Genomic DNA, 13,671 nt, shown 5'->3' with positions numbered 1-13,671 from the left:
GTTTAATTAAATGATGAACTTAACATATAAAAATATAGTAAATAAATTTAGTAGTATAGTCTTTATTGGATGTATCGCGACGAGTGCTCAGGGACAAAATTATTATGTCTCAAGTCAATATGGTAATGATAAAAATAAAGGTAGTGAGACTAAACCCTTTGCCTCACTGAATAAAATTAATTCACTTAAATTAAACCCCGGCGATAATGTTTTTTTTAAAGCCGGAGATAAGTTTAACGGCAGTTTACGCATTATTGATGAGTCTGGCAGTGCGACAAAGCCCATTAATATATCGACATTTGGTGAGAGTAAGCAGCGTGCTTATATCAACGCCGCAGGAGAGCTCTCTGGCATTGAAATAAAAAATAGTAGCCATATTAATGTCAGCAATATTGATATTGAAGCCAATGGTGGTAAAGCGCGTAAAATTGCTGATAGAAAAACCCCTCAAGCCATGAGACTGGGCGTTTTAATCTATATCGATAAAAAATATAACAAAACATTTGGCCACATCACCTTAGATAACTTAAAAATTCATGATGTTTTCCATTATAGCTTTGGAGATATCGACCGAGCGGGTGATGTTAATACCCAAAATGGCACACAAGCTTATGGGTATGGTATTTATCTGTTTAATCGTAGCAGTGGCGCCAATACCTTATTAACAGACATAACGATTAAGAATAGTGAGATATATGATGTTGCTCATACAGGCATCAAAACCATGGCGAACAATCCTAAAATTCAAAAAACACCTTATCCCATATTAAAAAAACTGTTCAAAAATATTACGCTAGAAAATAATTACCTTCACGATATTGGCGGACCAGGCATTATGTTTGGTGCCGTTGATGGCAGCCTAGTTGCACATAATAGAACAGATCGCACTGGCAGCAGTCGTGATTTTGATAGCGGTAAAGTTGACGGCCGTAAATGGGGACGCGGCAGTGGTATGTGGACATGGAATACCAACGATGTATTGGTTGAATATAATGAATTTAAAAACGCCGTTGGCCCAGCCGATTCAGCAGGCTTTCATATCGACTTTCATTGCTCAAACATCGTTATTCAATACAATTTAAGCATGAATAACGAAGGCGCTTTTATTGAAATTTTGGGTAACAACCGAAATAACAGTTATCGCTACAATGTGAGTGTTAATGACGGTTACCGAGTAAAAGGTGATAAAAACCGGCCTTATGGTAAAGCAACTCATGATGGAAAAACGCTATGGTTTAGTGGTTTTGTTGGTATGAAGGGCAGGAAAGTTAACGCGAATATTGCGCCGGTAAATAACTACATTTATAACAATACCATTTATGTTGAGCACGTTGCGCAAGTGGCTACACATCAAAATACCGATGGGGCGGTTATTGCCAATAATATCTTCTATTTCAAGCAGGGCAGTTATTACTTACCCGAAAAAAGATATCAGTTAGTGAAGGGTAAAAATTCCACAAAAAACGTGAATATGACTAATAACCTCTTTCTTTCAGCCCAAGATTGGCCCGTGGTTGGGGTGATGGAAAACATGAGTGCTGTTATAGGCGAACCGCTATTTGTTAATAATGGTGGTGATACTATTGTTGATTATCAACCAACTAATCATTCTTTAATTGCCAACAAAGGTATCGCTATACTGCCATTACCCAATAGCAACGGTTTACAGGGTAATAGTCGTAGTGGTGGATTAACGGTAACTCACGATATATTAGGTAATAACCTCAACGGCCAAGTTCATATCGGTGCTATAGCGCCTATTATTTCTAAAGTTGGTGATAAATAATAGGCGTTGAGTCTTTGTATAAATACGTTTCATTTGAAAACTGATGTATTTATCTTTCAGGTTATTCACCATCAAAATCTGTTCTCATATGTTCATTATCGTTAAGTTTTTCAGATTTCTATCAATTAACTCACCAATAAATTGATTATAAAAATATTGTTCGATTTGTTTACATTTTAAACAATGTGATTTGACCTTGAAAGGTAAGCGCTTACTCTTTGATTGTGTGATTATTGTAATGGTCTTTGTGCCAATGATTGTAATGATTATTCATTGGTATGGTATTAAGCGTTTTAAAGTGTGGTGGAGACATAAGGATTTGTGCTGTCAAAAAATATAATAAAAATTAAAAGGCAATATAATGAAGCAAAAAATAGTTAAATTATTAATCTTACTGTGGTCTGGAAATATAGCGCTCAGTGCTCAGGCACAAGTGAATATTACGGTAGATACTTCCACTGTTGTGGCAAGTGATGTTAGTAACAAATTGATCATGCGTGCGGCACTTAATTTTGCCAACATGTTACCTAATCAAAGTTTGGCGCAAGAAACAGAGCAGGAATATAACCGTTTAATGGATTGGGAATACCAATGATTACGCGATTTTATCGTTACCCACTATTGCACTAGCCAACGCACTGATTCACCCTTTTGGCAAGACTGGCAAAGCAGAAATATACGGCCATCATTACAAACTAAATTGGCATTATACAGAAGCCAAGGCCGCTTGGTTCGTAATGATAACGAATTATTTGGATCTAATAGTTGGCATGCTGCATTATCTGGAGTGGGAATGTTCCCACTTGGTTACGGCCCAGTAGTAGATGCCACTAATGCAGACGAGAACAAACAATATTTTAAAAATGTAAGTGAGTCGTTAGCTCACTCAGTTAAGCAATTATTAACTCATGATGAGTATCTTGAGCGTCTAAAGACTAAATAACCGCTGTGTTGTTTAACCAAGTTTTCAGCAGTTCAAAAAAAATAAAAATAAATTTAGGAATTAATGTGTTTAAACTCTTTTCATCTCAAGTCACTGTTGTCTTTTTATCACTATTCTTTAGCTTTACTCTGGTTAGTTGTAGTCAGACGGAAGAATCGTCAGTAGATACTTTAGCCGTTTCGTCCATCGTTAATATTAACCAAGGCTGGCTGTTTAAACGTTTAGAGTTAGCCCAAAGTTTAACTTCAACTTCAACTTCAACTTCAAACTCAAATTCAAACGCTAGCAATGAACTAAGTCAAGAAAAGTGGCAATTAGTTAATTTACCGCACACGCCAAAAATAGAACCGCTAATCGTTAATGATCAATGGCAAGGAACTTCTTGGTATCAAAAGCAGTTAAAGATTGATTCAAAATGGAAAAACAATAAAATTTTCATCCGTTTTGAAGGGGCAATGAGTCATGCCGAGGTGTGGTTAAATGATAAAAAGATCGCAGAACATTTAGGTGGTTATTTGCCTTTTACTATTGATCTAACTGAATTAGTAAGCTTTAACAGTGATAACATTTTAAAGGTTAAATTGAAAAATATTGATAACCCTACTATAGGTCCAAAACCGTTAGAAACCTTAGATTTCAATACCTATGGCGGACTTTACCGTGGTGTTAATTTAATCATAAAAAATCCATTACACATCACCGATGAAATACTCGCGGATAAAGTTGCCAGTGGTGGTGTGTTTGTTACTTTTCCAAGAATAAGTAAAGAAAGCTCTATTGTTGATATTAAAACCCATATTGCCAATCAATATGATGAAACCAAGGGTTTTGTTCTCAAGCAGAAGTTATTATTTAATGGCCAATTAATTTCACAAACTGAATATGAAGTCAGTACATTATTAGCCAATACGGCTAAACAATTTAGCCAACAATTAACCGTTAAAGATGCGCAGTTATGGAGCCCGAAAACCCCTAACTTGTATCAACTTGTTAGTGAAATTTATCTAGACCAGCAATTGATTGAACAACAGCAAACTCGTATTGGTTTACGACACTTTGAATTTAATGCAAAACATCAATTATTGATCAATGGCGAAGTGACTTTTTTACGTGGTGTTAATCGCCATCAAGAATATCCACATGTTGGTTATGCCACATCGCATCAAGCCGATTATCGTGATGCGGTAAAGATAAAATCAGCGGGTTTTGATTATGTTAGATTATCTCATTATCCTCACTCAAAAGCCTTTATGAATGCATCAGATGAACTCGGTTTAGTGCTTTTAGATGCGATATTAGGCTGGCAATATTATTCAGATACGCCTGAATTTAAAGCACAAATACTGCAAACTTGCCGCGACCTTATTCGTCGTGACCGTAATCACGCCAGTGTACTTGCTTGGGAATGTTCATTAAACGAATCTCCAATGCCAGATAGTTTTGTCGAGCAATTAAAAAGTGTTGTTGATCAAGAAGATCCAACGCGGTTATCAGCGGGTTGGTTACCAGCGTTTGATATATACCTACAAGCTCGTCAACACAGACAAAAGCACTATGAAACACCTACTAAGCCTTACAATGTTTCAGAATATGGTGACTGGGAATACTACGCGCAAAATGCGGGATTAAATCAAGATGCCTGGGCTGATTTGAAAGAAGAAGAACGTACTAGTCGACAGTTATTAAACTCAGGTGAAGCACGTTTATTGCAACAAGCGCGGAATTTACAAGAAGCACATAATGATAATTTAACCACACCGGCATTTGCTGATAGTTACTGGGTAATGTTTGACTACAACCGCGGCTATTCGTCTGATCTTGAAGCGTCAGGCATTATGAATATTTATCGTTTACCTAAGTACAGCTATTATTTTTTCCAAAGTCAGCGTGATGCCAGTGAACAATCAGCATTATTTGATTCAGGGCCTATGGTGTTTATTGCCAGTGAATGGAATGACGCTCAATTTAGCGGCTCTCAATTAAAAGAAAAGTCATCAACTAAAGTACGTGTTTTTAGTAATGCTGATCAAGTTGAGCTTTGGTTGAATGGCAAGCTTATATCCAAAAATACGCCAAGCCAAAACAAATACTCAACGCATTTAGCTCATCCACCCTTTGAGTTTGATGTTAAAACATTTAAGCCGGGTCAGTTAGTTGCCAAAGCATTTATCGATGGCAAGCAAGTTGCAGAGCATCACGTCACGACACCGCAAAAGCCTACCGCAATTAAACTGACTATTGATGAAAGTGGCAAAGCCCCAACGGCAGGCGTTAACGATGTTGTGTTTGTTTATGCACAGTTATTTGATGCACAAGGTAACAGCGTGCCAGTGAATGGAAAAAATATTAACTTCGAAGTGCAGGGCGACATTGAGATTTTACAGTCTAGTTCTTCATTAACTGAACAAGGCAAAGCCGCTGTACTTATTCGTGTAGGTCAATCGTTAACGGGTGCAGCCATTAAAGCAAAAGCACCTGAGCTTAGCCTTGAAAGTAATATCTTGAAAGTAATACCTTGAATTTATAGCGAATAGAAGAAGATAAAAGTAACTGACTAAAGCGCATTGGTTATGTAACCATGTTAAAGTTAATTTAAGATCTTAAATATAAGAAATAAGAACAGATATTTTAATATGGCTACAATCAATGATGTCGCAAAAGTTGCAGGGGTTTCTATTGCAACTGTTTCAAGAGTTATCCATAACAAAGGTAAAGTGGGGGACGTCTGTCGAGCTCGCGTAAAAAAAATTATTGAATAGTTGGATTATCGGCCAAACAATAATGCCAGTGCTTTAGCGAGTCGAACTTCCAATACTATTGGTGTGGTTACGCCAACAGTATCTATGTTATTTTTCGGTTCTTTAGCCAGTGGTGTTGAAAAAGGCGCCAGAGAAAATGGCTTTAAATTATTGATGGCAAATTCATTATATGAAACAGCATCAGAACTTAACGCCATTGAATCCTTACGGGCAAATAATTGCAAAGCAATTATTTTACATAGTGAATATTCTGATGAAAAAACCTTAATTAAACTAGCCGGCGAAATACCTGGATTAGTGTTAATAAATCGATTTATTCCAGAAATAGCGAACCGTTGTGTATGGCTAGACAATACTTCAGGGTCACAAGTCGCGACCAATCATTTGCTAAGTAAAGGTCACAAAGATTTTGCAGTTGTGACTAGTGTTTATCAAAATAGAGATCCCGGTTGCCGAGTTGAAAGTATTAAAAATACTTTAGCAAAAAATCACATTAAATTACCAGTAAAAAACATTGAAGAAGGCACTGCTAATATAGAAGGTGGTGAACAAGCGGTTAAAGCATTAATCGCTAAAGGTTGTAAATTTGATGCCTTGTTAGCATACAACGACTTAATGGCAATAGGTGCAATACATGCGCTTTTTGATGCGGGTTTACGCGTACCAGATGATGTTTCTGTGGTTGGCTTTGATGACTTATCCATCGGTATTGCTTGCCGACCGCGTTTAACCACTATGCATTATCCAATAGAAGAGATGGCACTTTATGCTACTAATTTGGCCATTAAACTGAGCGAACCTGATGTTACACCCAGTAAACAGACTCATTTGTTTATTGCTGATCTTGTTGAACGAGATTCAGTAAAAAAACTGTAATTTAGTTTGTGTTGTAATAGTTATTGTCTTTGAAAAGTCAGTAATTATCTTCAATAGCAGGCCTGATCACTAGTTCGTGTATATGGGCTTTGTCACTAGTCGATAACATAGTAGCAATAGCGTCAGCAACATCTTCTGCGGATAAATAGTTAGGCCGTTGTGCTTCTCTAAAGTCAGTATCAACGCCACCTGGGTATATTGACAATACTTTAATATTGTCGCTGCGTAACTCTTTACGCATTACCTTGGTAAAACTATCTAATGCCGCTTTAGTTGCGCTATAAACAGCTATTCCTGGGTTTGAAAACAAACATACCGTTGATAATACGTTGAGTATTACTCCCGCTTTATGTGATTGCATAGAGGGGGCTAGTTGGTTTATAAATTCAATCGGTGCATAACAGTTAATTTGCATATGCCAATCTAGCGTATCTTTAGCCACGCCAACGGCTGACTCTCTACTTTGATTGATGCCCACACAGTTAATTATCACATCAACATTGAGCTTTTCGCTGGCTTGCTGACAAAATTGTGCAATACGACTATGGTCGCTCACGCAAAAGCTTTCGCTATGAACTAACGAGCCAGAGGGTAGTGAACTCGTTGGTAATGAGTTAATCACTGAGGATAATTTAGTTGCACTGCGCCCACATAAACTTAACTTGTGACCTTGTGCTGCCAATAGCTTGGCTAAGACAGCCCCTATGCCCGAGGAAGCGCCATTGATCAATATATGCTTTGCACTCACTGTTTGTTTTCCTTCGTCAGTCTGTTAACTTCTTTAAGTAATAAAGGTAAAGCGGGGCCGACGATATTGTGACCATAACCGTCTAATTCCAAAATCCTAGTTTGCTTATGACCTACAACTTTCATCATCCGCATCATATAGGCATTTTCTTCGTATCGACCTAGCATTTCCAGCTCTCGGTCACCCGTTATCAGTAGCAGTGGCGGGGCATCAGCTCTGACATGATAAAGCGGAGCCAGTTCATCGATAATTGGACGCTTGCCACTTATGCCTCTTTCTTTTCGAACGGTAAAGTGGGTAATGGTGTGTCCGCTAAAAGGAATTAATCCTGCAATATTATCCGCATCTACATTGTGGGCAGATAACCATTTTTTATCGAGGCCAATCATGCTCGCAAGGTAACCACCAGCTGAGTGCCCAGAAACAAATATTTTTGATGAGTCACCACCATAGTTGCCTATATTCTTGAATACCCAAGCAACGGCTGCTGCTGCATCTTCTATATAGACAGGTGATTTAACTTTCGGGTGTAAGCGGTAGTTAGGTGCTACAACACATACGCCTTTGTTTTTAAGTGCGCTAGGGATGTGTTTTTGTCCACCACTTAAGCCACCACCATGAAACCAAATTATCGTAGGTAACAGCGTAGGTAAAAGTGTAGGTAAAGGGGCAGGTGAAAGGCTTTTACTCTTAGGGCAATAAACATCTAACACTGAGCGTTTTTTAATGTAGGCGTTCTTATCAATAATTGCCTGACTATAGTAAGGAATGTTTTCTGTTATTTGACTCTTCTTTTCAGATGAACTTTCATTTGCATCAACAGCGAAACTGAGAGCTAATATCAAGCATAGTGTTAGTTTTCTCATCAAAAAAATCCCTTTAAAATATATCTATCGTTCTTATGGTTTTTATTAATTCAAGTAATAAAAAGCCCAAACAATATAACATTGTTTGGGCTTTATCGTTTATTACTGCTTACAACTCGTTATGTGTTCCTATTTTAATTGTCTGCTTAGTGTCGTACGACGGTGCAGAGTCAATAGGTGTTAAGGTGAAAGAGTAATTATAATCTTGCGCTTTCAGCTGATACTTATCCCATGCATGTGCGCCCCAGCTGTTATCACCACCAATACCGGTTTGTTTAAAGTCGACGTTTACACTCACTAAGTCTTGTTTAACAATGTCAGTATAGTGACGTTGTGCTTTTTCCATGCCAGGGTCAAAGTCACTCATTGGCTGATGATGAGCACTAAAGTCGAAGCTTGAAGCCCCCGATATTTTAAAGCCTACCCCTGCTTTATTGGTTAGCGTTGCCCAACGTAAATCAGAGCGGTTACCATTTTCTTGCGGGCGAATATAGTCAAAGGCGATATCTTTTACTTCACCTTGATAAAGTCCGATAAAGGCTGAGGTTTTACGATCCCAGTAATTTTCATGAGGACCACGACCATAATAAGTGACTTGATCAAAATCTACTGGTATTTGGAAGTTAGTTCCAATGCGAGGGATCGCGCTAAATTTACTTTGTTTACCTTTAACGCCTTCAACTTTTACTTTTTCATTGGCATTACCGGCAAAGTTGAATGCTACATCAATTTTTACTTCACCTTGACCATTAATGCTGTATTGATAAGTGACAGAAGAATCAACTTCAGCCAGTGTTACCGTTTGCTCAAGCACCAATGAATTAGGTTTTGTCGAAAGCACCTTAATGCCTTGGCCCACTTGGTTAAGTGTTGCGTCTTTCCAAAGTTTTGCACGTTTAACAAAAGATTTTTTATCACCACCAAAATCGTTATCTGTTGGCGCACGCCATAAATTAAATTTAAGCGGTTCTTTTAATAACTCGGTTTGGTCAACTTTATAAGACGCTAAGTAGCCTGCTTTATCAAAACGTAGGCTTGCTGAACCTGCGTTAACGACCGTACTAATATCTGAGCTGTCAGCATTTTGAACAACAGTAACATCACCTGCAACTTGCTGATCAAATTTAACTACGGCACCTTTTTGTAATTGAATTTGCTCACTGGCTAACAAGTGGCCTTTATCAACTAAAGGATGTTCGCCTTTTGCTGTGGCATAAAAGTTAATAAAGTATTCTTTGCCTGCTTTGAAACTTGGTAATTGTTTGGCTAAATCAAAGCTCGCTGTACTTTGTGGCTGAGCAATAACGTTGACTTGCCCTGTTTTAATTACGATGCCATCTTCAGTTAAGCGCCAAGCAATATCGTTGCTTGAAGAGTCAACAAAGAAATTTTCATTATAAAGCTCGTACTGTGTTTTACCGACTTTTGAAAAGTGTAAGTCTTGATAGACTTTTTTAACTTCGAATAAACCTGGGTGCGGTGTTCTATCAGGGTTTATTAAACCATTTAAAACAAAGTTAGCGTCGTTATAAACGCCTTCAGGTTCAAAGTCACCACCATAGCCCCAAAATTCATTGCCATTTTCATCTTCTTTGATTAAACCTTGATCCATCCAATCCCAAATAAAGCCACCTTGCATTTGGCGTTCGCTACGGACCATATCCCAATATTCTTTAAAGTTACCGTTAGAGTTACCCATAGCATGCGAATATTCAGCCCAGAAAAATGGTCGATTTGGATATTTGCCGATATATTCTTTTTTAATTTTATCAACGTTGTGATACATCCATGTCATTGCGTCGGTATGAGGACGCGTTTCTTTGGTGTAAATTGACTTCTGCTCGGCACGTTCATATTTAACAAGGCGAGAATCATCGCGCTGTTTGATCCAATCATAGCCTTTAACATAGTTGATACCATCACCGGCTTCATTGCCCATTGACCAAAACGTAACAGAAGCATGGTTCTTGTCGCGCTCAACCATACGTTTTAGGCGATCAAGGTGCATGCCTTCAAATTCAGGCTTGTTCGCTGGGGTATCATCTGGCGCATAACCAAAACCATGAGATTCAATATTAGCTTCATCAATAACATATAGACCGTATTTGTCAGCTAAATGATAAAAATAAGGGTCATTAGGGTAATGTGATGTTCGCACCGCATTGATGTTATTTTCTTTAAGTAATTTAACATCGGCTAACATCGCTTCACGACTAACAACATGTGCGGTGCGTTCGTCGTGCTCGTGGCGATTAACCCCTTTGAAGAGGATAGGTTGACCATTAACCAAAAATTGGCCCTTACTTAATTCTACTGTTTTAAAACCAATTTGCTCGCCCATAAATTGGGCTGGGGTATCATCACTGTACTGAGTTTCAATCGTTAACTGATAAAGGTTTGGTGTTTCAGCTGACCATGAAGCAACATCTTCAACGTTTAAAACTTGATTAATTGTTTGTTCTTTACCAGCCATAACAATAACTGAAGTTGATTTAGTCGCAACGACATTACCTTTAGCATCACTCAGGTTAATGTTTATTTTTACCGACTGAGCAAACTCGTCTTTATTGGCTACATCAATGGCAAGGTTTAATACGCCGTCTTGGTAGTTATTCTCTAAAGTCGTTTTAGCAAAAAAATCTCTTACATGTGTATTAGGCGCAGTATGTAAATAAACATCACGTTCGATACCACTAACACGCCAGAAATCTTGATCTTCTAAGTAGCTGCCATCGGTATGACGAATTACTTTCGCCGCTAATACGTTATCACCTGCTGTTAAGTATTGCGTGATATTAAACTCTGCTGCCGTTTTAGAGCCTTCACTATAACCAACTTCTTGGCCATTGATATAAAGGTAAAATCCAGAATTCACCCCGGCAAAATGTAAAAATACTTGTTGGCCATCCCAATCGGTCGGCACAGTGAAATTGGTTCTGTAAGCGCCCGTTGGATTATCATCTTCTGGCACAAAGGGTGGGTTCTTTGGAAATGGATATTCGATATTAGTGTAAATAGGGTAGTCGTAACCGTGCATTTGCCAGTTTGCGGGTACCGGTAATTCATCCCATGATGTCACATCAAATTCAGGCTTAAAAAAATCTGCAGGTACAGAGGATGGATTTTCCGACCAGTTAAACTTCCAGTTACCATTAAGTAATTTATAATTAAGAGAGCTGGCGTAATCTTCATTGGCAACTTTATCAGCACTATCAAAGGCAATAAAAGTAGCTCTTGGCTCTTCAGTGTTTACTTTAAAAACACTCAAGTCTTGCCAATAATCGGCTTGTTCAGTGACATTTTTGGCATCTGCTGTATTTTGTGCTTTCGCGCTATCTTGATTGCTATTACAACCGGACAATGCCATTAAACCAGTTAAAACTGCTAGGGTTAGTTTGTTTTTATTCATTATTTTTATACTCTTCTAGTTTATTAAGCGCCATGCGCTTTAATTCTTTTAATTGAAATTGCTTACCTGTTGATAGATGATTGTCGTTAATTGATATGCCATCAATAGGCTTAGATAATTGGTTATTTTTGAAAATAAAACTCTTAACATCTTTATGCCTAATCGTTGTTTCGTCTTCAAAATAGAATTGGTTGTTTTCAAAGAGAGTATTCACTGGCCAAGGTCCGCCCCAGTTATCCATGTCGATCAAAGCGTTATCCATACCTTCTGCCTTTTTAGGTACTATGATGATGTTGTCATAAATTTGGGTATTTTCCACTGGGCCTGTGATGTGAAAAGTAGGAGAGAAAGTGCCTGCGTGTATAGGGTAGGGGCGAATACCGTCATTTATGCTGACATTGCCTCTAATGATAGTGTCAACTGTACCTTTATTATTATTTTCGCCAAGCGATTGCCCTTTATTACACACTAACAAAAAACCGCCATAATTATCATGGCTGTAGTTGTATTGAATGATAGTGCCAAACGAGTTGAAGTCTGAATCAAACCCTTGACCATCCCATTTCGCTTTATGGCCACTGACTTCGTTAAATTGAATAATGGTATTGTCGGCACTCCAAGGCCAAATACCAGCAGCAGCATCGCCCACAGGTAATGTATCGGGGAAATCTCTTAAAATATTATGTTCGATAATGGCACCATCACTAGCAATAATAACAATACCATCACCCGGTACTTGTTCAATTAAGTTTCCTTTGATGTGCACACCTAAATTGGGAAACCATTTATCCCTTTGTGAGTTACCATGAAAGCCAATGCCATTACGTGTTACATGATGAATATGAGAGTTTAATATTTGTAAATCGATGAATCGCGAAGGTGTTCTTTCACCGCGACTTATTACTACAATACCGCTACCAGCACCTTCTTTTTTCTTTAAATTGCCGTTTACTTGATGAATTTCTAGATTATTTAAAACAATATGATGTAATTCACCAATGTCTTGTGCATGAATAGTGACTCCTCGACGTCTGGCTTGAGGTTTTTTACCCTTGTTTGTGATAGATAGATTGTTAACTTCCCAATATTCTATATTGCGTAATAACAAGGTATGAAGTTTCTGTCCCCAACCATTAATCAGTGGTTTGTTGCCTACCCCGTAAGAGCTGATGATAATGGGGCTTCCTTTTGTTCCATTACCTTTTGGCTCTAGTACGCCGTTATATCGTGAACCAGCTTTAAACAATATTCGGTCACCGGGTTGAAATGTTTGTCGATTAATTTTTTTTAGGCTTTTCCATGGTTTGTTCGGTGTTAAAGCTGAATTGTGATCATTACCGCTTTTATTATCAATGTAATAAGTATTGCTGTTTGCTGACTTTACTGGCGTGATAAAGCCTAATTTGGTCAGGAAAACTTCCATTTCTAGTACAGTTTCACGGTATTTAGCTTTGTTAAAAAAACCGTGAGGTTGATCTTTATAAATGTGCATTTCAAAAGGAACACCAACTTCCTTCATTCGCTTTTCGAATTTAAGCACTGAAGGAACTTTTATTGCGGTATCTTTTTCACCAAAAAAACCAATAGTAGGAGGGGTATCTTTGGTAATATTATGTAAAGGAGAAAACTGCTGCCAATAGTCTTTGACTCGACCGTGACCATATCCTCCGGGCCCATTATCAAAAACAGGATTAAATAACACTAAGGCAGTAGGTCGATAACTTACTGATGAATCATCATTAAGGTCTTCAATGCTTGTAGCTGTACCTGTAGAAGCGGCTACGTGTCCGCCAGCAGATCCGCCACCCGCTGCGATCATTTTTGGGTTAATACCCAATTCTTTAGCATGGGCACGAACCCAGCGCATCGCTGACTTTCCATCTTCAACGCTTTCTTTTGGTGTTGATCCATGTTTCGTTTTAATACGGTATTCTGCGCTAATGGCAACCATACCTTTATCGGCTAAATATTGACTTTGCTTATAAAATTGACTTGGGTGGCCTTGATTCCAACCACCACCATGAAAAAATACGATAGCAGGGCGATTGTCACTAGTTTTGTGACCTTTAGGGTTGAAAACATGCAAAGACAAAGAAATGCCGTCTACCTTTTTGTATTCAACCAGTTTACTTGGTGTTATTTTATCGACGGACTGACTTTCAGCCTGCTCTTGAAGTTTAGCTAATGTCTCACTTGAAGGTTCATTATGACCGTTAGAGCAAGCAGCTAAATTAATCACTAAAAGTAAAAGCGCTATAAATTTTAAATAATATTTCATCGTGTT

General features: G+C 38.1%; 10 protein-coding genes. 6 read left to right on the top strand and 4 right to left on the bottom strand.

Features of this window, described 5'->3' with window-relative positions; all coding sequences use genetic code 11:
• The first annotated feature begins 10 nt into the window (after positions 1–10).
• The 6 genes from CXF71_RS08640 (at position 11) to CXF71_RS08620 (ending at position 6,364) form a co-directional block, all read left to right on the top strand.
• Complete coding sequence (locus CXF71_RS08640) at positions 11–1,786, top strand: right-handed parallel beta-helix repeat-containing protein (protein ID WP_101232555.1); 1,776 nt, start codon at positions 11–13, stop codon at positions 1,784–1,786.
• A gap of 361 nt (positions 1,787–2,147) precedes the next feature.
• A complete protein-coding gene (locus tag CXF71_RS08635; protein ID WP_101232554.1) occupies positions 2,148–2,381 on the top strand; it encodes a hypothetical protein in 234 nt (77 codons plus the stop codon).
• A 12-nt stretch (positions 2,382–2,393) separates the two neighbouring features.
• Positions 2,394–2,729, top strand: a complete 336-nt coding sequence (locus CXF71_RS08630) for a tryptophan 7-halogenase (RefSeq protein WP_101232553.1) — start codon at positions 2,394–2,396, stop codon at positions 2,727–2,729.
• 65 nt (positions 2,730–2,794) lie between these two features.
• Positions 2,795–5,248, top strand: a complete 2,454-nt coding sequence (locus CXF71_RS08625; protein WP_101232552.1) for a glycoside hydrolase family 2 TIM barrel-domain containing protein — start codon at positions 2,795–2,797, stop codon at positions 5,246–5,248.
• A gap of 114 nt (positions 5,249–5,362) precedes the next feature.
• Positions 5,363–5,488, top strand: coding sequence for a LacI family DNA-binding transcriptional regulator (locus CXF71_RS21820; RefSeq protein ID WP_269800806.1), 126 nt, complete (start codon positions 5,363–5,365; stop codon positions 5,486–5,488).
• Positions 5,489–6,364: a LacI family DNA-binding transcriptional regulator gene (locus CXF71_RS08620; protein ID WP_232771422.1), complete on the top strand. Its 876-nt coding sequence runs from the start codon at positions 5,489–5,491 to the stop codon at positions 6,362–6,364.
• Positions 6,365–6,401: 37 nt separating this feature from the next.
• Here the strand turns inward: CXF71_RS08620 and CXF71_RS08615 are convergent, their stop codons facing one another.
• The 4 genes from CXF71_RS08615 to CXF71_RS21425 form a co-directional block, all read right to left on the bottom strand.
• Entirely contained in the window at positions 6,402–7,112 is a 711-nt protein-coding gene (locus CXF71_RS08615) for an SDR family NAD(P)-dependent oxidoreductase (protein ID WP_101232551.1), read from the bottom strand.
• On the bottom strand, positions 7,109–7,978 hold the full coding sequence (locus tag CXF71_RS08610) for an alpha/beta hydrolase (RefSeq protein ID WP_101232550.1): 870 nt from the start codon (positions 7,976–7,978) through the stop codon (positions 7,109–7,111). Before CXF71_RS08610 ends, CXF71_RS08615 begins: the two co-directional genes overlap by 4 nt.
• A 109-nt stretch (positions 7,979–8,087) precedes the next feature.
• Positions 8,088–11,387: a glycoside hydrolase family 2 TIM barrel-domain containing protein gene (locus CXF71_RS08605; protein WP_101232549.1), complete on the bottom strand. Its 3,300-nt coding sequence runs from the start codon at positions 11,385–11,387 to the stop codon at positions 8,088–8,090.
• Positions 11,380–13,665 (bottom strand): alpha/beta hydrolase fold domain-containing protein, encoded by a 2,286-nt coding sequence (locus tag CXF71_RS21425; protein WP_157826720.1) that lies wholly within the window; start codon positions 13,663–13,665, stop codon positions 11,380–11,382. Before CXF71_RS21425 ends, CXF71_RS08605 begins: the two co-directional genes overlap by 8 nt.
• Positions 13,666–13,671 lie beyond the last annotated feature (6 nt).

Source organism: Colwellia sp. 12G3 (assembly GCF_002836775.1).
Taxonomy (GTDB): Bacteria; Pseudomonadota; Gammaproteobacteria; order Enterobacterales; family Alteromonadaceae; genus Colwellia.
Note: the sequence above shows the minus strand (reverse complement) of the source record. Positions and strands in the feature narration are given on the sequence as shown.

Excerpts from the sequence above, each read along its gene's own strand:
- CXF71_RS21820 (WP_269800806.1), top strand. The coding sequence starts at position 5,363 with ATGGCTACAATCAATGATGTCGCAAAAGTTGCAGGGGTTTCTATTGCA.
- CXF71_RS08605 (WP_101232549.1), bottom strand. The coding sequence starts at position 11,387 with ATGAATAAAAACAAACTAACCCTAGCAGTTTTAACTGGTTTAATGGCA.
- CXF71_RS08635 (WP_101232554.1), top strand. The coding sequence starts at position 2,148 with ATGAAGCAAAAAATAGTTAAATTATTAATCTTACTGTGGTCTGGAAAT.
- CXF71_RS21425 (WP_157826720.1), bottom strand. The coding sequence starts at position 13,665 with ATGAAATATTATTTAAAATTTATAGCGCTTTTACTTTTAGTGATTAAT.
- CXF71_RS08610 (WP_101232550.1), bottom strand. The coding sequence starts at position 7,978 with ATGAGAAAACTAACACTATGCTTGATATTAGCTCTCAGTTTCGCTGTT.
- CXF71_RS08640 (WP_101232555.1), top strand. The coding sequence starts at position 11 with ATGATGAACTTAACATATAAAAATATAGTAAATAAATTTAGTAGTATA.